This is a genomic window from Ruegeria sp. N7 (assembly GCF_056531345.1).
In genome coordinates this window covers 248,926-270,220 of record NZ_JBQFLR010000001.1, presented here as the reverse complement: position 1 = coordinate 270,220, position 21,295 = coordinate 248,926, and the positions used below count along the sequence as shown (strand labels likewise).

General features: G+C 57.3%; 25 protein-coding genes and 1 other RNA gene. 13 read left to right on the top strand and 13 right to left on the bottom strand.

The features are described from left to right. From dxr to ACR0ES_RS01280, 9 genes are all read right to left on the bottom strand, one after another. A complete protein-coding gene (dxr, locus tag ACR0ES_RS01320) occupies positions 1-1,173 on the bottom strand; it encodes a 1-deoxy-D-xylulose-5-phosphate reductoisomerase (RefSeq protein ID WP_480772670.1) in 1,173 nt (390 codons plus the stop codon). Further along, entirely contained in the window at positions 1,173-1,955 is a 783-nt protein-coding gene (locus tag ACR0ES_RS01315) for a phosphatidate cytidylyltransferase (RefSeq protein WP_480564848.1), read from the bottom strand. Before ACR0ES_RS01315 ends, dxr begins: the two co-directional genes overlap by 1 nt. After that, positions 1,952-2,683: an isoprenyl transferase gene (locus ACR0ES_RS01310; protein ID WP_480472659.1), complete on the bottom strand. Its 732-nt coding sequence runs from the start codon at positions 2,681-2,683 to the stop codon at positions 1,952-1,954. Before ACR0ES_RS01310 ends, ACR0ES_RS01315 begins: the two co-directional genes overlap by 4 nt. 9 nt (positions 2,684-2,692) lie before the next feature. Beyond that, entirely contained in the window at positions 2,693-3,256 is a 564-nt protein-coding gene (frr, locus tag ACR0ES_RS01305) for a ribosome recycling factor (RefSeq protein WP_480481034.1), read from the bottom strand. A 180-nt stretch (positions 3,257-3,436) separates the two neighbouring features. Then, positions 3,437-4,432, bottom strand: a complete 996-nt coding sequence (gene acuI / locus ACR0ES_RS01300) for an acryloyl-CoA reductase (protein WP_480869275.1) — start codon at positions 4,430-4,432, stop codon at positions 3,437-3,439. Between the two features lie 106 nt (positions 4,433-4,538). Then, on the bottom strand, positions 4,539-5,642 hold the full coding sequence (locus ACR0ES_RS01295; protein WP_480772668.1) for a dimethylsulfoniopropionate demethylase: 1,104 nt from the start codon (positions 5,640-5,642) through the stop codon (positions 4,539-4,541). Continuing rightward, positions 5,643-5,777 (bottom strand): hypothetical protein, encoded by a 135-nt coding sequence (locus ACR0ES_RS01290; RefSeq protein ID WP_480869273.1) that lies wholly within the window; start codon positions 5,775-5,777, stop codon positions 5,643-5,645. A 132-nt stretch (positions 5,778-5,909) separates the two neighbouring features. Further along, a complete protein-coding gene (locus ACR0ES_RS01285; protein WP_480553439.1) occupies positions 5,910-6,614 on the bottom strand; it encodes a DUF1326 domain-containing protein in 705 nt (234 codons plus the stop codon). Positions 6,615-6,618: 4 nt separating this feature from the next. Next, a complete protein-coding gene (locus ACR0ES_RS01280) occupies positions 6,619-7,383 on the bottom strand; it encodes a DUF2182 domain-containing protein (RefSeq protein WP_480556357.1) in 765 nt (254 codons plus the stop codon). A 115-nt stretch (positions 7,384-7,498) separates the two neighbouring features. Here ACR0ES_RS01280 and ACR0ES_RS01275 point away from each other — a divergent pair, with 115 nt between their 5' ends. From ACR0ES_RS01275 to ACR0ES_RS01235, 9 genes are all read left to right on the top strand, one after another. Beyond that, positions 7,499-8,230, top strand: a complete 732-nt coding sequence (locus tag ACR0ES_RS01275; RefSeq protein WP_480869271.1) for a FadR/GntR family transcriptional regulator — start codon at positions 7,499-7,501, stop codon at positions 8,228-8,230. A 117-nt stretch (positions 8,231-8,347) separates the two neighbouring features. Continuing rightward, positions 8,348-9,748: a selenium-binding protein SBP56-related protein gene (locus ACR0ES_RS01270; RefSeq protein ID WP_480869269.1), complete on the top strand. Its 1,401-nt coding sequence runs from the start codon at positions 8,348-8,350 to the stop codon at positions 9,746-9,748. Positions 9,749-9,761: 13 nt separating this feature from the next. Then, on the top strand, positions 9,762-10,412 hold the full coding sequence (locus tag ACR0ES_RS01265) for a hypothetical protein (RefSeq protein ID WP_480869267.1): 651 nt from the start codon (positions 9,762-9,764) through the stop codon (positions 10,410-10,412). 65 nt (positions 10,413-10,477) lie between these two features. Then, positions 10,478-10,840 (top strand): DUF4345 family protein, encoded by a 363-nt coding sequence (locus ACR0ES_RS01260; protein WP_209596172.1) that lies wholly within the window; start codon positions 10,478-10,480, stop codon positions 10,838-10,840. Positions 10,841-10,876: 36 nt separating this feature from the next. Continuing rightward, positions 10,877-11,223, top strand: a transfer-messenger RNA (tmRNA) gene (gene ssrA / locus ACR0ES_RS01255). Between the two features lie 99 nt (positions 11,224-11,322). Beyond that, positions 11,323-11,754 carry an ester cyclase gene (locus ACR0ES_RS01250; RefSeq protein WP_209503996.1) on the top strand — a complete coding sequence of 144 codons (432 nt, stop codon included), beginning with the start codon at positions 11,323-11,325 and terminating at the stop codon, positions 11,752-11,754. A 131-nt stretch (positions 11,755-11,885) separates the two neighbouring features. After that, a complete protein-coding gene (locus ACR0ES_RS01245; protein WP_480869265.1) occupies positions 11,886-12,701 on the top strand; it encodes a chromate resistance protein ChrB domain-containing protein in 816 nt (271 codons plus the stop codon). After that, positions 12,698-13,951 carry a chromate efflux transporter gene (gene chrA, locus ACR0ES_RS01240; protein WP_480869263.1) on the top strand — a complete coding sequence of 418 codons (1,254 nt, stop codon included), beginning with the start codon at positions 12,698-12,700 and terminating at the stop codon, positions 13,949-13,951. Before ACR0ES_RS01245 ends, chrA begins: the two co-directional genes overlap by 4 nt. 76 nt (positions 13,952-14,027) lie before the next feature. Beyond that, positions 14,028-14,489: an SspB family protein gene (locus ACR0ES_RS01235; RefSeq protein ID WP_480481054.1), complete on the top strand. Its 462-nt coding sequence runs from the start codon at positions 14,028-14,030 to the stop codon at positions 14,487-14,489. A gap of 27 nt (positions 14,490-14,516) precedes the next feature. On the opposite strand, the gene ACR0ES_RS01230 is transcribed toward ACR0ES_RS01235, so the two are convergent. Beyond that, positions 14,517-15,080, bottom strand: a complete 564-nt coding sequence (locus ACR0ES_RS01230) for a hypothetical protein (RefSeq protein WP_480869262.1) — start codon at positions 15,078-15,080, stop codon at positions 14,517-14,519. A 206-nt stretch (positions 15,081-15,286) separates the two neighbouring features. Here ACR0ES_RS01230 and fumC point away from each other — a divergent pair, with 206 nt between their 5' ends. The 4 genes from fumC to ACR0ES_RS01210 are packed head-to-tail and all read left to right on the top strand — an operon-like array spanning position 15,287 to position 17,737. After that, positions 15,287-16,681 (top strand): class II fumarate hydratase, encoded by a 1,395-nt coding sequence (fumC, locus tag ACR0ES_RS01225; RefSeq protein ID WP_480481058.1) that lies wholly within the window; start codon positions 15,287-15,289, stop codon positions 16,679-16,681. Continuing rightward, positions 16,681-16,857, top strand: a complete 177-nt coding sequence (locus tag ACR0ES_RS01220) for a DUF4169 family protein (RefSeq protein ID WP_480481060.1) — start codon at positions 16,681-16,683, stop codon at positions 16,855-16,857. Before fumC ends, ACR0ES_RS01220 begins: the two co-directional genes overlap by 1 nt. Beyond that, positions 16,854-17,075 carry a ribbon-helix-helix domain-containing protein gene (locus ACR0ES_RS01215; protein ID WP_480772662.1) on the top strand — a complete coding sequence of 74 codons (222 nt, stop codon included), beginning with the start codon at positions 16,854-16,856 and terminating at the stop codon, positions 17,073-17,075. The genes ACR0ES_RS01220 and ACR0ES_RS01215 overlap by 4 nt, the downstream gene beginning before the upstream one ends. Positions 17,076-17,134: 59 nt before the next feature. After that, on the top strand, positions 17,135-17,737 hold the full coding sequence (locus ACR0ES_RS01210) for a DNA-3-methyladenine glycosylase I (protein ID WP_480869260.1): 603 nt from the start codon (positions 17,135-17,137) through the stop codon (positions 17,735-17,737). Positions 17,738-17,740: 3 nt separating this feature from the next. Here ACR0ES_RS01210 and ACR0ES_RS01205 read toward each other — a convergent pair whose 3' ends face one another. The 3 genes from ACR0ES_RS01205 to ACR0ES_RS01195 form a co-directional block, all read right to left on the bottom strand. Further along, entirely contained in the window at positions 17,741-18,622 is an 882-nt protein-coding gene (locus ACR0ES_RS01205; protein ID WP_480537813.1) for a fructose bisphosphate aldolase, read from the bottom strand. Between the two features lie 73 nt (positions 18,623-18,695). Next, positions 18,696-20,045 carry a cytochrome P450 gene (locus ACR0ES_RS01200; RefSeq protein ID WP_480869258.1) on the bottom strand — a complete coding sequence of 450 codons (1,350 nt, stop codon included), beginning with the start codon at positions 20,043-20,045 and terminating at the stop codon, positions 18,696-18,698. Further along, positions 20,042-21,244, bottom strand: a complete 1,203-nt coding sequence (locus tag ACR0ES_RS01195; RefSeq protein ID WP_480505280.1) for a hypothetical protein — start codon at positions 21,242-21,244, stop codon at positions 20,042-20,044. The genes ACR0ES_RS01200 and ACR0ES_RS01195 overlap by 4 nt, the downstream gene beginning before the upstream one ends. Between the last annotated feature and the right edge of the window lie 51 nt (positions 21,245-21,295).

Sequence of the window (21,295 nt, the reverse complement as noted above, 5' to 3'; positions counted from 1 at the left end):
CTATCCTGCTCGTTCCATCAAAGTGTTATCGACCCACTGACGTGCCAGATGGTCGGTTTGCTGCACGTTATCAAGTGTCATCGGGGCATCAATAAGGCCGCCCGTTGCGTCAAACCTGTCCAATACGGCAGAAACGGTATCCGCCATATCAAGAAAGCCGATCCGGCCCGCAATGAAGTGATCCAGCGCGCGTTCCTTGGCGGCATTGAATACTGCGCCAGCCAGCCCACCACGCTGCATCACGTCCCAGGCGAGTTTCAGGGCTGGATAGCGTGTCAGATCCGGTTCGTAAAAGCGCAGCTGTCCCAGCTTTGCCAGGTCCAGCCGCTGAACCGGCAGCTCCTGCCTGTCGGGCCAGTGCAACGCATACCCAATGGCGTGGCGCATATCGGGGGCCCCCATATGTGCCATCATCGCGCCATCCCGAAACCCGACCATTGCATGGACAATGGATTCGGGATGAACCAAAACTTCGATCTGGTCCGGGGAAACTCCGAAATATTCTTTTGTTTCTATAACTTCCAACGCCTTGTTGAACATCGAGGCACTGTCGATCGTGATCCGCTGGCCCATATCCCAATTCGGATGGCTGGACGCTTGTTCGACGGTGGCGTTTGCCAGATCTTTCAGCGGCCAATCGCGGAACGCTCCGCCACTTGCGGTGATAATCACCCTCTCGACAGCGTCGATATCTTCACCAACCAATGCCTGAAACACCGCCGAATGTTCACTGTCGACAGGAAGCAAACGCGCGCCATGGTTTTTTGCAGTGTCCAGAACCAATGATCCTGCGCAGACCAATGTTTCCTTGTTGGCCAAGGCCAGTGTTGTTCCTTGTTTCAGGGCTTCGATCCCAGGCGCAAGGCCCGCTGCTCCGACGATGGCTGACATGACCCAATCCGCCGGGCGCGCTGCGGCTTCGGCGATCGCACGCGGCCCGGCCGCCGCTTCGACCCCACTTCCGGCCAGTGCGGCGCGCAAATCCTCCAACCTGTCTTCATGTGCCGTGACAGCCAAATCGGCACGCAACCGACGAGCGTCATCAGCAAGTTGTCGAATATTTGCGCCGCCGGTAAGGGCCACCACATCATAGTCTTCGGGTTTACGTGAAATCAGATCAAGCGTGTTTTGCCCGATCGAACCCGTGGCCCCAAGAACGGAAATCCGTCGCATTACATCTCACCCGGCGTGTACAAAAGCCCTGCGATCAGAACAAACACCGCAGCCCCCATCATGCCGTCGAACCGATCCAGAAAGCCGCCATGGCCGGGGATCAGATTTGAACTGTCCTTGACCCCGAATTTACGTTTGATCGCGCTTTCGATTATGTCACCCGCCTGACTGGCCATTGATGCGAGAACGGAAACAACAACAAAGGCAAAGCCGAAACCCGCGTGGCTTGCAAAGGCGATACCGACACAGGCCGCAGCAGCCCATCCGCCTGCCGTTCCCGACCATGTTTTCTTAGGGCTGACCTTTGGCCAGAACTTGGGTCCACCGACCATTTTACCCACAAAATAGCCCGCCACATCGGTGGCAACCACCACCGCGATCAGCCAGACCATCCAGCCAAAACCCGAGTTTTCGCGAATGGATATGAAACCCAGACCAGCCGCAACAATCCAGACCGCGAACAAGCCGTACAGGGGTTTCGAACGGCTGATCTGTCCCATGCCCACCAAAGCCGGCGCAAGCACGACCGGGAGCGTGTACAGCGCCGGCAGGTGGTAGCTGAGGATAACCGCAATCGCAGTCAGAACGCCCAACTGGACGGCCACACCCTGGCTTTCAGGGTCAATCATCCGAACCAGTTCCCAGGTCATCAGGCCACAAGCAGCCGCAATGAAGACCTCGAACCAGAGACCGCCAAGCCAGACTTCGATGGCCCCTATCGCAACCAGAACGGCGGCAGAAAGGACCCGGCTCGTCAGATCAGACCACCGGCCATCACTCATGCCAGAACCGCCCCGTAACGGCGTTCTCTGGCCCCGTAGTTGCGACAAAGCCTTTCGAGTTCCGCCGCAGTGAAATCCGGCCACAAGGTATCTATGAATTCGTACTCGGAATAGGCGGACTGCCACAGCAGAAAGTTCGAAATCCGTGCTTCGCCACTGGTCCGAATGACAAGGTCAGGATCCGGAAGAACGCGTGTATCCAGATACTTAGGTAACGTTTCTTCATCCACATCCTCGGGTTTAAGCCGCCCGTCGGCCACATCCCGCGCAAGACGTTTGGTCGCGCGCGCCACCTCGTCCCGACCGCCATAGTTCAGGGCGACCGTTAGATGAACAAGGTCGTTGTCCTTGGTTTCCTCTTCCAGTGAATCCATCAATTCGATCAGTTTCGAATCCAACCGTACCCGATCACCTATGAACCGAACCCGGATGCCATTGTCCGCCAGGGTCCGTGTCTCCTTAATGATGTAGCGCCGAAACAGGCTCATCAACCCGGCCACCTCAACCTGCGTTCGCTTCCAGTTCTCGGTCGAGAATGCAAATACAGTCAGGTACTTGATCCCCAGGTGCGGGCAGGCCTCGACAACCTCGCGAACACGCCGCGCACCGGCATGGTGCCCAAACAACCTGGGGCGACCGCGCGCCTGCGCCCAACGGCCATTGCCATCCATGATGATAGCGACATGGCGCGGGCCGCAGACCGGATCGGTTTGGGGATCTTTCGGCATCAGACCAGATCAGACCTGCATGATTTCAGTTTGCTTGGTTTCAAGCGCCGCATCGACCGCCTTGATCATCGCATCCGTGAGATCCTGCACTTCGCTTTCCCAAAGCTTCTGGTCGTCTTCAGACATACCATCCGCTTTTGCCTTCTTGATCTGATCCATGCCATCCCGGCGCACATTGCGGATCGCGATCCGGGCGCTTTCCGCATATTGGCCAGCGACCTTGCCCAGTTCACGGCGACGCTCTTCGTTCAACTCAGGAATCGGTAGCATGATGATGGTGCCGTTCAGCTGCGGGTTGATGCCTAGGCCGCTTTCTCGAATGGCTTTTTCAACCTTCCCGACCAATGACTTATCCCACACATTTATAGTGACCATGCGGGGCTCAGGCACGTTGACGGTGCCCACCTGGTTGATCGGTGTCATCGAGCCATACGCGTCGACCATGACAGGTTCCAGCATCGAGGCCGAGGCGCGCCCGGTTCTCAGCGAGGCAAATTCGGTTCTCAGATTGGCCATTGCGCCATCCATACGGCGTTTCAGGTCATCGGTGTCCAGTTCGAAGTCGTCAGACATGCTGCTCACTCCCCGTATTCAGGTACTCTTTGGATGGGTCTTACGCCATCACATTTGGGATGTATAGCAATCATGAGATGGTTTTGTACCAATGGCCAGAGGTGTTGCGATCATTTTGTACCAAACCGCCTGCGCAAAACCCGACACGGCATCGTATCGGGTTCAGGCTGTCAACTGCGCTCAGGCATTCACATCGACAACAACGCGCCCTTTGACCTGCCCTTTCAGGATATCAGCACCCAGTTGCGGAAGGTCGGACAAGGCCGCTGGTTGAACCATCGACTCAAGCTTGTCCATGGGCAGGTCGGTTGCAATCCTTTTCCAGGCACGAACCCGGTTTTCATAGGGCTGCATCACACTGTCGATGCCAAGAAGGTTCACGCCGCGCAGCAGGAAGGGAATCACCGTTGCAGGAAGCGCCGCACCGCCCGCAAGTCCCACGGCCGCAACCGAACAGCCGTATTTCATTTGCCCAAGCACACGCGCCAGCATCGCACCGCCCACGGCATCCACGCAACCCGCCCAGGTTTCACTTTCCAGTGGGCGCTTGGTTGTCTCATTCAGCTCATCGCGGGGCACTATTGTCGTTGCGCCCAGCGATTTCAGATAATCGCCGGTTTCAGGTCGCCCGGTCACGGCGGCCACCTCATACCCGAGATGGCCCAGAATGGCTGTCGCCACCGACCCAACACCACCGGCCGCCCCGGTTACCAGAACCGGGCCGCGATCGGGGGTCAGCCCATGATCCTCCAGCGCCATCACGGCCAGCATCGCGGTGAACCCGGCGGTGCCTACGGCCATCGCCTGCCGGGCATCAAGCCTATTCGGCAGAGGCACCAGCCAGTCCGCCTTGGCACTGGCTTTCTGCGAATAACCACCCCAATGCGCCTCGCCTACCCGCCACCCGGTCAGAACAACCTTGTCACCCGGCTTGTAACGCGCATCGGTCGATGCCTCGACGGTACCGGCATAATCAATTCCGGGAACATGCGGGTACGCCCGCACCAAACCGCCCCCCTTCGGGGACAGGCACAAACCATCCTTGTAGTTTACCGTGGAATATTCAACCGCGACCGTGACGTCGCCATGCGGCAGATCATCCAGCGTAAGCTGCCTGACCGACGCGCTCGCCAAACCGCTTTCTTCATCCTTGTCCATCACAAGTGCATTGAACATCTCTCAATTCCTTTCGTGTTTCTGTAACCGGCCCGTTGCTTCACCTGGCCCTAAATATCCCGGGGGAGTCGCGCAGCGACGGGGGCAGCGCCCCCAAAACCCCCCTTTAAATCCAGAAATGCGACTGCACGGTCGCGCGGCGCATCCCATCTGGCGTTTCCACGTCCAGCTCCGTTCCCGCATCCCAATGGCTCAGGCGTACCATGCCAATGGCTACGTTGGTGTTGAAATCGGGTGACCACGCGGCCGAGGTCACCTGCCCCACACGCTTGCCGTCGGCGTAAAGGCCCCATGGGCGGTCGCAGCCAGGCACCGGATCGCCCGCAATGGCGATGGGGCGGATTTGCTGAACGGGCCCCTCCTTGGCCACACGCAGCAACGCGTCCCTGCCGATACAGCCAATCGCGGTATGTGTGTTGCAGAACTTGCCCAAACCGCACTCATGCGGTGTGTTGTCGTCGGTCATGTCATTGCCATAGGACAGCAGACCGCCTTCAATCCGTTCGATCAGGTTCGGGCATCCGGCGCGCACCTGCAAATCTTCCCCTGCCGCAAACAGAGCGTTCCACAGGGGCATGCCGATATCGCTGCCTTCCACATAAATCTCGAACCCGCCCTGTTTGGAATAACCGGATCGCGCCACAGCCAGATCGCGACCTTCAAACTGGAACATATCGAATTTGAAGAACCGGATGTCGCGCACCCGGTCGCCAAAGACACGCGCCATCAGATCGTCAGCTTTGGGACCCTGAACAGCAAGAGGTGACACATCCGGTTCGTCCACCAGCACATCCAGACGATATCCAACGGCGATTCCCTTGACCCACAACAACAGATCGCTGTCAGCGATAGAAATCCACCAGCGGTCTTCGGACAGTTTTACCGCAACCGGGTCATTCAGCATGCCGCCGGTTTCATCCACAATGGGGACATAGAAACATTGCCCCGGCAGCATCCCCCGCAAATCGCGCGGGGTCAGCATCTGCATCAGGCGCGCGGCGTCCGGTCCACGCAGCTCGATCTGCCGCTCGCACGCGACATCCCAGACCTGCACATGGGATTTCAGATGCCGGTAATCGGCTTCGACGCTTTCGAAGACCGTGGGCAACAGCATACGATTATAAACCGTGTACCCCTTGACCCCTGCGGCTTCGACCCCGTCTGAAAACGGTGTGCGCCGCAAGCGGCGCGAAGCGGAAATCTGCGGCATTCAAACCTCCTCGGGCATAAAGACGATGTCGCTAACGGGCGCTTGCGACCGAACTTCGGTCAGCACTTTGAGCAATGGACCCCCATGGTGGGTCTGATGGTTGAAGAAATGGATCACATAGTTTTCGTAAGGCATTGTGACATCGACCTCTTTTGCGGCGAAGCACCAGATGGGTGTCCTTGGGATCAGGTCAGATCCAGATATGACAATGCTCGCTTTGCCAGCGATTAAAGCGCGCCATCTCTTGCGCATAAGCGCCGGTGATCATCACTTGGGCCCGTGCCAATCGATCGGACAGATTTCAGCGGACTTGCCGCCAAAATCCCAAACGCGCCCGTAGTCGCGCACTTTCGACTTGGTGCCGCGCGCCACGATGATGTCAGGACCCATCCAGTATTTGGAGTTTGAAACCATCACGGGATGTTCGGGGTCTTTGCCCGCCAGCATCTCGATCTCACCCTGAATCTTGCGACCTATCATGATGCGGCGCTTGGTGCCGTCACGCTCGATCTGAACAGGCGCCCGTTCGGCCCCGATGATTTCGCTGACGAGCATGGTGAACAGACCGGTGGTACCGCCCGCCTGCCCGCTGAAGATTTGCAGCAGCCCGTTATAGGCTTTGCCGCTGGCGCGCTCATCTACGTAAGCCGCCACTTTCCACTGGCCTTCGCCCATCCGGCCGGGAATATCGACCAGCAGGCCGACATTCAGACCCGACAGGTCCTCGCCCTCGTAATGGCCCTCATCAACGACAATACCCATCCAGGCATGACAATGCCCTTCGGTCGGAGGGTGCGCGCCCAGTGAAACGACGCAGGGACAGAACACATCGCACGAGCAGTTCAGGATCAACTCCCCCTTGATGGCCCAGTCCGTCGGGCTCATCTCGCGACGTTTGGGATTGGGCATCCGGCTGTCGATACGCTGGCTGACGGGCAACCGATCGGCATCTGGTTTTCTGTTCTTAGCCATTGGCTTATCCTCCGTAGCTAATAGGGTAGACGAGCAGGAAAAGACCGCCCGCAATCAATGCAACTCCCACCGGTCGGGTTACAGCATGCCCGATCTGGGGAAGTTTTTCCAAAACCATGAACAGGGTCGCAAGACCCATCCACAACAGGCTCATGACGCCGCCTACAAAACCCAGCGCCATGAAACCCCAGCAGCATCCGACGCAGAAGGTACCAAGGCCCAGTCCCATGCGAACGCCGCCCGCAAATCCGGTTTTCCAATGGCCCAGGAAATAGGTCATCGGGGCGTGGCACACGCCATGGCAGACCTCTTTGACGCGCGAGAACTGAAACGCGCCAACCGCTATCATCAACCCGCCCGCAACCCAGCCGGATCTGGCAATGCCTAGCATGTCGATCACGTCACCAAACAGCAAAGCCAGTTGCGTTCCCGCGATCACAGCCGCAAACCCGACCCAAACCAAGGAATACCCTGCAAGCACACCCAGCCACCCGGCACGGGTGCCATTGGCGCTGCGGATCAGGTCGTCATAACTGCGCAGGGTTGGCACAAGCGTCGGCAGCATCATGGCGGCCATCATGATCGCCCACATCCAGAACAGCGTGCCAAACTCGGCCATGGGCATGTACATGTCCATGCGCGGGTCCATCGCAGCCATCGCCTGCCCCATAGGCCCCGGACGACCGATCAGGTCCAAGTCCATGTCGCGGCCCATCGCGAACATGACCCACCATGCCCACAGGATCAGGACATAAAAGCCCAGCCACATTCCGCTGCGTAGCCAAGTACGACTCACTTCGGCCTCCCGACTCAACTCTCTTGCTTTTCAAATGTCAGACTTTTAAATGTCAGACAAATAAAAATTTGCTCAGGGTCTTCTGAACATGAAAACCGCGCCTCGGAAAACCGCCGACCTGTCTGCCCAGATTGCACATGCCATCCGGGACGCGATTGTCTCAGGCGAGTTGATCGTGGATGCGCGCCTACCCTCGGAAGCGGAACTTTCCGAGCAATTTCAAGTCTCGCGCCCAACTGTGCGTGAGGCTTTGAAACGACTGGCGGCGCAATCCCTGATCCGCACGCAGCGTGGCGCAACCGGAGGTGCGTTCGTAAACCGTCTGAGTTTCGAAGATGCCTATTCGCAGCAGATCACGACCTCGACCCTGCTGCTGTCGATGAACGCGGTCAGCTTTGATACGGCCTGCGAGGCCCGCTATGCGCTGGAACGGGCCTGTGCCCCCCTGTCTGCCCAAAGACGAACGGCGGATCAGCTTGCCACGATGCGGGCGGAAATCTTTCGCCAGTCCCAGCCCGGTCTGACGGATGAGGCGTTTTGTGCCTCAGACGTCACCTTTCACAGGGCCCTGGTAGACGGGGCCGACAACCCGGTCCTGTCCTATCAACTGGCTGGCGCGGTCGAGGCGATGCAACCTTTGATGAACATGATTACCTTCACAGCTCGGTCGCGCGAAGAAATCATCGCATTGCACACCAGAATTGCAGACGCGCTTGAGGCCAGAGACGCAGATACCGTCGACACGGCGTTGGTCGACCTGGAGCATTACACACAGCAACTGGCCCACGATGTGGCCGTACGCAAACGCAAACCGGCCTGAAGACTTAGACGGAAACATACTATCAAAGGCAGAGGTACGAGCAGGCAGAATGTCATCCGGCGCCAAGACCGGAACTCTCAATAAGAATTGAATGACAATGATTTACGGGAGGACGTTATGAACAAAAGACCGGACCCAACCTTTTATCCGTCGGCCAAGCTGGCGATGGAAGGCCCCGCTGAAACGCTTGCATTCACGCTGATGCTCAGCCCCGATTTTTCGCAACCTGACGGGCTGGCAGTTGTGAATGTCGATCCGACCTCGGCCGATTTCGGGAAGATCGTGCATCAGGTGATCATGCCCGAAAAAGGCGACGAATTTCACCATTTTGGCTGGAACGCCTGTTCTTCTTCCCTGTCGCCGCTGAGCGGTCATGCGTTTCTGGAGCGGCGCTATCTGATCATCCCGGGCATCCGGTCCAGCCGGATTTATGTCATTGACGTGAAGAACCCGCTTGAGGCCAAGATTCACAAGATCATCGAACCCGAAGAAGTCTTTGCAAAGACAGGGTATTCCCGCCCGCATACGATCCATTGCGGGCCCGAGGGCATCTATGTCAGCACCCTTGGTGGCGGCGGCCCTGACGGCACAGATGGCCCTCCGGGCATATTCATCATGGATTGCGAGACCTTCGATATCATCGGGCGCTATGAGATCGAGCGCGGCGTGCAGGACAAACACTATGATTTCTGGTGGAACCTGCCGCGTGACTACATGGTCAGTTCCGAATGGGGGCTGCCGCCGCAATTCGAAAACGGGCTGGTGGCCGAGGATCTGTTGTCCAACAAATACGGCCACCGCATCCATTTCTGGAACCTTCGGAACCGGACGAATATTCAAACCATCGATCTGGGCGAAAACCATCAGATGGCCCTGGAAATCCGCCCCGCGCATGATCCCGTAAAACAATACGGGTTCTGCGGCGTTGTTGTCGATACGACCAACCTGCAAGGGGCGATCTTCACCTGGTGGCGCAATGATGACGGCACGTTCGAAGCCAAGAAGACCATAACAATCGATCCGCAACCCGCTGATCCTGATGATCTTCCTGACCTTCTGAAGGGCTTCTCTGCCGTTCCGCCGCTGGTCACTGATATCGACCTGAGCCTGGACGACAAGTACCTCTATGTCGCGTGCTGGGGAACCGGCGAGATGCATCAATACGATGTATCCGACCCGATGAACCCAACCCTGGCAGGCAAGGTCGAGATCGGCGGAATCGTCAAAAAGACAAAGCATCCAAATGGTCAAACCTTTGGCTATGGTCCACAGATGGTCGAAATCAGCCGCGACGGCAAACGCGTCTATTGGACCAATTCGCTTTATTCCACGTGGGACGACCAATTCTACCCCGAGGAAGGTGGTGCGGCCATGGTCAAGGCTGATGTCGGTGAAAATGGTGGTCTGACACTGGATCCGAAGTTCTGGGTAGAGTTTCCCAAGGGCTATCGCAGCCACCAGATCCGGCTGGAGGGCGGAGATTGTTCAACCGACAGTTTCTGTTACCCCTCGGTCTGAATTGGAAATCCTGATGTCATCAACGGCTGGCCTGTGGCTGGCCGTTGTTCTGAGCGGCGCGTATCACGGGCTGAACCCCGGGATGGGCTGGCCGCTGGCGGTTTCGTCAGCCCTGATGGAGCAGCGCCAATCCGCCCTCTGGCGCGCGCTGGCAGCTTTGGCCGGCGGGCATTTTGTTGCTATGCTGGGTGTCCTTCTGCCCTTTGCCCTGATGGCCGTTCTGGTTGATTATCAACGGGAAATCCGCATCGGGGCTGCGTTGATTGTCATCGCGATGGGGCTTTACGTTGCGATCACCCGCCGTCACCCCCGTTTTCTGTCGCGCATACCACCCAGCAAACTGGCGCTGTGGTCGTTTCTCGTGGCGCTTGCCCACGGGGCCGCCCTTATGCTGGTTCCGATCTATCTTGGTCTGTGCCAGTTGGATGAACTGGATGCCGGTCATCAGGCGATCTCCAAAATCATGACAACAAACGGTCTGCTGGTTCTGGGAGTTGCGGCCTTGCACACCGCCGCCATGGTTCTGGGCGGAGGGTTTCTGGCCTTCGCTGTTTATCGTTGGCTGGGGCTGCGTTTCCTGTCCCGCAGCTGGTTCAACCTTGAACTCATCTGGGCGCTCAGCCTTGTTTTGGTCGGTCTTTTGGGGCTGTGGTCGGCGGTTTAATCGCTTTCCTTTGGGTCGCAACACACTATCCTTAGGTGCTGATACCGCAATTCAATGAGGCCCGGATGATCACGACCCTGAATGTCATTGCCGCGTTGCTGACAATCGGTTTTGGCCTGTTCGGCTTTCTGGCACCAGCTCATACCGCCAACGCGCTGGATCTGGCACCCACCAACAGCACCATGGGTCTGAGCGAACTGCGCGCTTCGGTCGGAGGGCTGTTTGTCGTCTCGGGCATTGCTGTCATCTGGCTGAATTCTCCGATGGCCTACACGATGTTGGGCATTGTCTATGCCGGTGCCGCACTGGGCCGCTTCCTGTCACTGGCGCTAGATAACCCGCCTTTTTTGAAGGCAGCGACTTTTGGAGGAATCGAACTGGTTCTGGCGACATGGTTGATCGCCGCCAACTTCAATAGGGCCGCGTAACGATCTGTAATTAAAGCTAACAAAGATGTGCAATCCGGGTTTGCATCCGTCGCTGACCTCACCTATATATGAGGTGTCCTTCGGGACTATGGACATAAACGCGCTCGTAATAAGCGGATCGGACCCGGGGGCGGTACCCGGCGGCTCCACCAAAATCCTTCGTTTGAGGATCACGGGGCCGAAACAGGATCGACGAACGTCTAAAGGGGTAAGCTTTGTCTCGGCTGTCTGCCACCGTTACCGGCGAAAACAGTACAATTGCAAACGACAATCGTGCTCCGGTTGCAGTTGCTGCGTAAGCAGTAACAAGACCGAAACTTAAGTCCTTGCGCCTAGCCGCGTAAGGCGGGGTTCGCAGGTACCTGGCAACAGAAACCTGCACTTCCCCCCAATATGTCTGAGATTTATGCCGCCTTTGCGCAGATTCAGAGTTTGTTCATTCCTTTTTGCCATCGTGTTCGCAGTTGGACAGGAGCGTTGGGATGACGAATTCAGAGATACTCAGATCCTGGTATTCTGAGGTTTGGGAAAACGGAAACACCGAGGCGATCGATCAGTTCTTTGCGCCCGAAACCATGGCCGAGGGGCTGATCCCCGAAATGCAGGTGGGTGCAGACGATTTTCGGGATCTCGTCACGGCATTTCGCCATGTCCTGGGGGATATCAAGGTGGATTTGCCCAAGATCATCGAGAATGGCGATTGGGTATCCGCAATCCTGCATGTGCAGACGTGCCGGGCCGATAACGGTGCCCCTTTGGAGGTGACCGGTCAGGTCATGGCCCGGTTCAAAAACAATAAGATGGTCGAAGCGTATAATCATTTCGATTTCATCTCGTTCTTTGAAGAGATGGGTCAGTTTCCCGCCGACACCCTTCCCGTGTGTATGACCGGTCAGCGGCTCGACTGGGCCTGACGGTTCAAAACGCAAACTTGACCCCCTATGTTCTTGCAAGGTAGCACTGGCGCAGGGGGTCAGCTTGCGAACACCCCGTGAGGCGTCAGCCCAAGCTTCGCATGGATCCGAACGACTAAAGGAGACATGCTATGGCTGCTCTTAACGCCATCACACCGACCCAATTGAGCCGGTTAATCGGAACGCCTCGGGCGCCGGTTCTGATCGATATACGCACCGATGCGGATTTCAGCGACGATCCGCGGCTGATTCCGGGGTCAATTCGCTGCCCGCACACGGAAATCGACGCAATAAGCCGTCTGATTGGCAACGACCCTTGCGTAGTAATCTGCCACAAGGGCAAAAAGCTCAGCCAAGGGGTGGCCTCCTGGCTGCGCGGGATGGGCAAAAACGCCGAACATCTGGAAGGCGGGTTTGAAGGGTGGCACGAACAGCGCGAGGCGCCGTTGGTCCCCCAATCGATTTTGCCGGCGCGCATTGACGGCAGCACATTGTGGGTTACGCGCCAAAGGCCTAAAATTGACCGGATCGCCTGCCCCTGGCTGATCCGCCGGTTTGTTGACCGCAATGCACGGTTCCTTTTCGTCGCGTCGGAAGAAGTTCAGGGAGTCGTTGATCATTTTGATGCCACCCCCTTTGACGTTCCGAATGCATTTTGGACACATCAGGACAGCGGCTGCACATTTGACACGATGATCCGGGCATTTGACCTGCGAACCGAGGCGCTTGAGCGTATGGCCCGGATCATACGCGCTGCGGATACCGACCAGCACGATCTGGCCCCGGAAGCCGCTGGGTTGCTGGCGTTCTCGGTTGGTTTGTCCCGCCAGTATCGCGATGATCATGCTCAGCTTGAAGCCGGGTTGCACCTTTATGATGCCCTGTTCCGCTGGGCACGCGACGGGTTTGATGAAAAGCATGACTGGCCATCGGGTCATGGCGCATGAGACCTACGGCACTGGACCTTTTCAAGGTATTTGGACGGATCGGCCTGTTGTCGTTTGGGGGGCCCGCTGCCCAGATCTCGCTGATGCATCAGGAATTGGTCGAGCGCAGGCCCTGGCTGGATGAACAGACCTATCTGCGCGCGCTTTCCTTGTGCATGTTGCTGCCCGGTCCCGAGGCAATGCAATTGGCAACCTACGCAGGCTGGCGCTTGCGCGGCGTCGCGGGCGGGCTGATTGCGGGTAGCCTGTTCGTTTTGCCAGGGGCGTTTGTCATTACTGTCCTGGTCGCGCTTTATTCAGCATTCGGCGACATTCCACTGGTGCAATCCGCATTTACCGGCATCAAGGCGACCGTCATTGTGATCGTCCTGCAAGCCCTGCGCAAGCTGTCAGGTAAGGCGCTGACGGATACGGAGCATCGTGTCATCGCGGGTCTGTCGTTTCTGTCGATCTTTCTGTTCAACCTGCCCTTCCCCCTGATCATTTTGATCGCGGCCCTTTGGGGGTATTTGCGTTATAATGGACCCATCGGGAAAACCGCGGCTCAGGACACGCCGCACCTTGCCCGCTCGGCCCGGACGATAGCGATCTGGTTGCCGCTTTGGCTGGGGCCACTTGTCGCGTTAACACTCAGCGGCCACCAATTGCTCAGCGATCTGGGATGGTTCTTTGCCCGGCTGGCTGTTGTGACCTTTGGCGGCGCCTATGCCGTTCTGGCCTATATGTCGCAAACGGTTGTGGATCAGTACCACTGGATCAGTGCAGACCAGATGATCGACGGATTGGGGCTGGCAGAAACCACCCCTGGACCACTGATACTGGTTACGCAGTTCGTCGCCATGCTGGCGGGCCAGATCAACGGTGGGTTCTCATTGGCGCTTGCAGCGGGCGCTGTCGCGCTATGGGCAACGTTTGTGCCCTGCTTTCTGTGGATTTTCCTGACGGCCCCTTACCTTGACCGTCTGGCCACACTCCCCCGCCTGTCTGCCGCCCTTCACGGCATTACCGCCGCTGTTGTCGGAGTGATTCTCAACCTTTCCGTGTGGTTTGCCCTGAACGTTCTTTTCGAATCGGTGCCAGACATGAATTTGGGTCCGGCGGCAATACCCGTGCCCCAAGTGTCTTCGCTCAACATCCCGGCGCTTGCGTTAACCTTTATTGCTGGAATATTGATATTTCGACTAAAATTGGGGATCGGAACAGTGTTGGTTCTGATGTCACTGGCAGGGCTGGTTGCGCATAATATCTGATCAATCCGATCATACCTGCCCTTTCGTTTCCGAACAAAACCCCTATGCTGAGCTTAACCACTTTTGAGGATGACACATGTCGCAAGGCATCGACTATGGCAACCTGATGCACACCGCCATGCGCGGGCTTATCAAGACTGTGCTGACGGATGTATCGAAATCCGGTCTGCCCGGAGCGCATCACTTTTTCATTACCTTCGACACACGCGAAGATGGCGTGGATATCGCCGATTGGCTGCGCGACCGGTATCCGGAAGAAATGACAATCGTCATGCAACACTGGTTTGAAAACCTCGAGGTCGGAGAGAACGGATTCGCCATTACCCTTAATTTCGGAGACGCGCCGGAACCGCTTTACATCCCCTATGGCGCGATCAAGACCTTTGTCGATCCATCGGTGGAATTTGGACTGCGGTTCGAAAGCCCGGACGACGAAGATGAGGACGATTATGTTGCAGAGGACTTGATCGAAGTCGAAGAGGAAGAACAGGCGCATCACGACGCCGATGTCGTGTCGCTGGACAGCTTCCGCAAATAAGCCTTTGAGCCCCGCCCTGCGCGGGGTTCAGCGTTTCATCAGAAATGTTTCGACAGATCGGGATTTCTGACCGTCTATGAAGCGCGAGAATGACAGGTTCAGCCCGTCTTCGGCCAGGGTTCGGTCGAACTGCTGCAATTCATATCCGCCGTCAACGTCAATGAACAACGAAAACACCGTCAGCGTATCGCCTTCGATACGCCCCCAGACGAAGGGTTCACCTTTCATCGGATCCAGCGGAACCTCATGACCGAACACGTTGCGTTTCATTGCGGCCGAAAATACATCCGGGCGGTCCGAGTGCACGAAGTCGATGGAAAACTGCTGTTCTTTTACCCGCCCGTCCAGCTTGTAGGTCGTGGTTTGCCAGCTGACGTTGAACCCGTTTTTGGTCTCGAAAATGGAAACGCTCATATCCCGCGGGGTTGAGGTTCCGTCCGCATCCACGACATTTGCCGAGCCCACATAATCCCCCAGGAACGGGGTAATGTCCGCGGCGCGCGCAGATGCGCCCAGAACAGACAGCCACAAAGCACAGACAGCAAATAACACGATCGCTTTTTCAAGCGTAATGCGATGGAAATTCGACATCTTGTCCTCCAAGGCGGCTACGAACCTATTGTAGCTGAGAGGGGGCCGCGCACAATGGCACATTCCCCGACGATAACAATAAAAGTGACGCACCCCGCGCCTATACCTTTGACGCCCTTGGGTTTAAGGTGCGCGCAACTGGCCGATTGCGTCACAGCTTGGCTGCGGCTAAACGGCATACAACAGCATACCAGACGGAGTGACAGATGTCTCAGACCCGCACCGAATCCGACAGCTTTGGCCCGCTCGAGGTTCCTGTCGACAAGTATTGGGGCGCGCAAACGCAGCGTTCGATCATGAACTTCCCGATCGGTTGGGAGAAACAACCCATTGCCATTGTGCGTGCGCTGGGCGTGATCAAGCAAGCCTGCGCGATGGAGAACAAGGCGACCGGAAAACTGGATGCCAGGATTGCCGATGCCATCATTCAGGCCGCGGGTGAGGTGATCGAAGGCAAGTTTGACGACAACTTTCCGCTGGTCGTCTGGCAGACGGGTTCCGGCACCCAGTCGAACATGAACTCGAACGAGGTCATCGCGAACCGCGCCATCGAAATTCTGGGCGGTGTCATCGGTTCAAAAGACCCCGTGCATCCGAACGATCACTGCAACATGGGTCAGTCGTCGAATGACACCTTTCCCACCGCGATGCACATCGCCACAGCGATGAGTGTTCGTGACGTCCTTCTGCCTGGGCTTGAAAAACTGGCCTCTGGTCTTGAGCAGAAGGCTGATGAGTTCAAGGACATCATCAAGATCGGCCGGACTCATACGCAGGATGCAACGCCTCTGACACTGGGGCAGGAATTCAGCGGTTATGCCCACCAGATTCGTCAGGGGATTGCACGCGTTCACGCAGCGCTGCCCGGCATCTACGAACTGGCGCAAGGCGGCACCGCCGTAGGCACCGGCCTGAACACCCAAAACGGTTGGGGCGAAGCGGTTGCGGGCCATATGGCGCAGATCACCGGCCTGCCCTTCGTGACCGCGCCGAACAAGTTCGAAGCGCTGGCCGCCCATGACGCCATGGTCTTTATGTCCGGGGCTTTGGCGACCATCGCGGGCAGCTGCTATAAAATCGCCAACGACATCCGTTTCCTGGGCTCTGGCCCGCGTTCGGGGCTTGGAGAACTGATCCTGCCCGAGAACGAGCCCGGCTCGTCCATCATGCCCGGCAAGGTGAACCCGACCCAGGCCGAGGCTCTGACACAGGTTGCTGCGCACGTGATGGGCAACAACGCCGCGATGAATTTTGCAGGCAGTCAGGGCCATTTCGAGCTGAACGTCTATAACCCGATGATGTCCTACAACCTGTTGCAATCCATCCAGTTGCTGGGCGACGCTGCCGACAGCTTTACCGAGCGGATGTTGCTGGGCATCAAGGCCAATGAGCCGCGCATCGACAAGCTGATGAAGGAATCGCTGATGCTGGTGACGGCGCTGGCCCCGACCATCGGCTATGACAACGCCACCACGGTCGCCAAGACCGCGCATAAGAACGGCACAACCCTCAAGGAAGAAGCCATTGCGCTGGGGTTTGTGGACGAGGCAACCTTTGATGCCGTTGTGCGCCCCGAACAGATGATCGGCCCGAAAGACTGATGGGCAAGCCGGTCAACCTGAACCGGTATCGAAAAGAAAAGGCGCGGGCCGAAAAGAAGGCCCGCGCAGACCAGAATGCCGTCGCCTTTGGGCGCACCAAGTCCGAGAAAACAATCGTCAGGCTTCAGCAGGACAAGCAGAGGCGTGACCTTGACAATCACGAGCTGGATGAATGAGCGGCCGCCCGGTAAAACGTTCATTGACCCTCAAAGGACACCGGACATCTGTCTCGCTTGAAGATGAGTTTTGGCGGGCATTTCGCGACATTGCGAAAGAAAAAGATCAGCCAATCAATGCACTGGCCGCGCAAATTGATGTTGACCGCGACCCGGAAGCCGGATTGGCCTCGGCTATTCGCGTGTTTATTCTGAACTGGTACCGAGACAAGGTTTAACGCTTGTCAGATCTTGGCTGTTGGGTATAACGTCCTCTAGGAACAAAAGGGGTACATTCATGGGTAGCACGGTATTGGGACCTGACGGTCAACCTCGGTGTTCCTGGTGCCAGGCAGCGCCGGAATTCTTTGACTATCATGACAACGAATGGGGGTTTCCGGTCTCGGATGATCAGCGATTGTTCGAAAAACTGTGCCTGGAAAGTTTTCAATCGGGTCTTAGCTGGCGCACGATCCTGAACAAGCGCGAGAATTTCCGAGAAGCGTTTTACGGATTTGATTTCAACAAGATGGCTGAGTTCTCTGAAGCCGATGTTGAACGTCTGCTGCAAAATGATGGGATCATTCGCCACCGGGGCAAGATCGAGGCGGTGATCAACAACGCCCGCCGCGCGCAGGAACTGGTGGCGTCAGAAGGATCGCTGGCAGCCTATGTCTGGCGGTATGAGGCGGAAACCCCGCCGCCCCCGCAATCGGCATCAACATCGCCCGAGTCGGTGGCCATGTCGAAGAACCTCAAGAAACGGGGTTGGAAATTTGTTGGCCCCACGACGGTGTTTGCGTTCATGCAGGCCATGGGGCTGGTCAATGACCATGCCAAAGGCTGTATCAGCAGAATAAAAGCGGCACAGTTGCGCCGCTCTTTCACGAAACCTGTCTGAGGATCAGACAGAGGCTTTGAAGATCTTGTCGATATTGCCGCCCAAAGCGGCGTTGAATTCGGCGTCCGACTGCTGTTTCGAGAGACCTTCGGTCAGTGCGCGCGAGAAAGACGCGATCATTTTGCCGTTCTGTTCCAACAGGTTGCAGGCCTCTTCGGTCGAATACCCGCCTGACAGCGCGACAACGCGCAGAACGCGAGGATGGTCGGCCAGTTCGTCATACAGGTTTGCCTGTGTCGGGATCGTCAGCTTCAGCATGACCTCCTGCCCCTCACCCAGCTGGTCGAGGTTCTTCAGGATTTCAGCTTTCAGAATCTCCTCGGCCTCAGCCTTGGTTTCTGAATGAATGTTGACCTCAGGCTCGACGATCGGAACCATTCCGGCGTCAGTCACTTCACGGGCAACGTCGAATTGCTGGGCAACCACGGCCGCGATGCCTTCGGCATTGGCCTCGTGGATGACCGAACGTTCTTTGGTACCGAACACGCCTTCTGCCTTAGCCAGCGTGTCGGCCAGACCGGGGATCGGTTTCATCAACTGAACACCGTTGGCCTGATCCTCAAGGCCCTTGTCGATTTTCAGGAATGGCACGATTCCTTTGACCGACCAGAGGTAATCAGCGACTTTGCGGCCCTCGATCTCTTCACCAAGGGTGCGTTCGAACAGGATCGCACCGATGACTTTGTCTTTGGTGAAGTCATTTGCCAGAATGATCCGCGCGCGCATCTTTTGAATTTCGCCGAACATCTCAGCGTCCGAGCCGTAGGTCGACGCGTCAACGCCGTACAACGCCAGAGCTTTCGGGGTCGAGCCGCCGCTTTGATCCAATGCCGCGATAAAGCCTGCGCCGTTGATCATCTGCGCGCGCTGTTCTGCTTTGGCCATAATGTTTTCCCGTTCAATGATGATTCCGATGTCTTCCCCCGCATACATCACAGTCAGGACCGATGGTAGTTTGTTAGCGCTCAACCAGCCGCAACCATATGCCATCCTTGGATCGAACGGTCAGATGGGCCACCGGAACCGGCGTTTTGCCGCTGATTGTTTCGAATTTGAAATTCCGCACCAGCATCGACAGGATCAGCGGCCCTTCGACCATGGCAAACCCGGCCCCGGTACAGACGCGGGGACCTGCGGAAAACGGGATATATGCCTTACGCTGGCATGTTTTGCCGTTTTCACTGTTCCAGCGGGTCGGGTCAAAGCCATCGGGATTGTCCCATAACCGTTCGTGACGGTGCAGGTGCCAGGGGCTGATTACGATTTGTGACCCGTTGGGAACGTCTCTGTTTCGGAACTGGTGTGGGCACTTGGCCTCTCGCACCATCATGGGAACCGGTGGGTACAGGCGCAGTGCCTCGCGAAACACGTCGCGGCTGATCTTGAGTTTGGAAACCGAGGCAAAGGTCGGGTCGTCCAGAGCGGCAGCTTCGTCAGTAATCCTTTCCTGCCATTCGGGATAAAGCGCCAGCAGATACAATGTCCACGCCAGGGCCGATGCGCTGGTTTCATGGCCTGCCAGAAAGAAGATCGCGACCTGATCAACCATTTCTTTGGGCCCGAAAAACTGACCGGTTTCAGGGTCAGCGGTTGTCATGATCTTGGTTGCCAGATCATCGGGGGCGGTTCCGGCCTTGATCGCCTCTGCCCGCTCATGGGTCAGGTCAGTGATCAGGTTACGAATGTCTTCGGCGTTTTTCCGTGTCGTCCGGGAGTGGAACCGAGGCATCCATTTGGGCAGCGGAACGAAAGCTGCAAGGTTCAGCAGAGGTTGTTCGCGCTGGTAGTTGCGGAACTTTTCAAACACCTTGCTGGCTATGGCGTGGTCGATCGGCACCGAAAACAAGGTGCGAAAAATCACATCTGCTGCGGCGTGGCTTGTCTGTTCTTCGACTTCGATCTGTTTGCCGACATGGGGGCGCAACCGCTCAACACAAGCGTCTGCTGCGGCCAGCATGGCGGGAAACGTGTCTTTCAGCCGCCCGCCCTCAAATGCCGGGTCAATGATGCGTCGCTGACGTTTCCACGTCTCTCCATTGGTTAGAAACACCGAATTTCCAAGCAAGGGGCGCAGGCCTTCGCTGATCCGGCCCGATTTAGGAAAATCTTCGGGGCTTTTCCTGAGGACGATGTCAATCAGGTCCGGTTCATTGACCAGGAAGGACCGGAAGAAGGGTGTCCTGAATTCGGCCATCCACGCGCGATAAAGGCGCGCTGGCTGTGCAGACAGCAGATCCTGACGAAACAGTTTCAGGTAACGCAGTAGGGAAACCTTGTCTGCGCGCGGCTGGGGCTTGGGCGGGGTCATGGACGCACCGACGTGTATTTGGACACTGGCGTCTCAATCCGGCTGCGCGAAGGTGTGCGCCCAAGGAACCGCTGTTTCAGCGTCAAAGGGCCTGCCGTAATTCGGAAATAGTCGTACGGACCCGGCTTATCGAATGCGCAAAGGTATTGAAAATGCAGCCGGAAAAACCGCCAGCGCAGGGCTTTCCAACGTTCAGGCGCCAGGGTTTGGGTAAAGGCCGCCGACAGGACAAGCGGCCAGCGTTTGTCCGGCCTGGCCACCCCTGTAACGGCCACCGGATCACACAGCGCAAATGCGCAGCCATCCCCGGGGGCCGAGACATCGACCCATGTGATGGCTGAACTGGAGGACAGGAATTGAAGGTCGGACCGAAGGCCATGCGCTTTTGGCAGAAAGGACACCATAGGCATCACCTGCCCCAGGCTGAGGAACGACAACTCTGCCCCCTGTTGCGGCACGGCCCTGTCGCGGATCAGGTCGGCCAGAACAGACACCCCCAGATGCGCACCCGAACTGTGGCCCACCACCAGAACCTCATCCACACTGGATATCAGCGCGGCTTCAATCGCTTTGCGGAATGCGGCCAGCCTTTCCTTCAGTTTTAGCGGAGTTTCCCCCTTTAACTGTGCGGAATAGGCGTAATCATGCATCAGGTAGTAGGCAAACAACCGGTTGTCGATCTTGCGGAACCACAGCATCAGCGCAACCGCAACGGCGATACCCGGAAACAGACCCCACCAGCCAGCCATCGCCACGGATGCCCACACGACTGCAAACGCAACCAGCAGCTGAGACACCAACATCGCCACCGGATAGAGCGCCGCAATCACCGGGCCTTTGCGCAACCGCATCAGGCGCCACAAAGCACCGGTCGAAATGTATATCCACGCCGTGTGGGCCAACTGCGCATAGGTGGCAGGGATCGACGCGGACATGCTGTCGCGCACGATGTCTGACCAGACCAGTACTTCAATTTCAGTCTCGACGGACGCACCGTCCTGAATGGACGTCACGGACCAGCCGAACAGACCCTCCGCGGACTTGGGAGCCATGGCGATCTCATATCCCGAAATCCGGGCCTGCGCTTGCGACTCGGTTCGGTAAAGCTCGCGATATCGTCGCGGCGGCATCGGGTCATAACCGGGGATGTAGAACACCCGGCGTTTGCGCACCTGTGACTGATTTCTCTGACTGCTCATGCCTTTACCTTCTGCCGCGCAGGTTAACGCAGGCTTTAGGTCAAGGTAAGG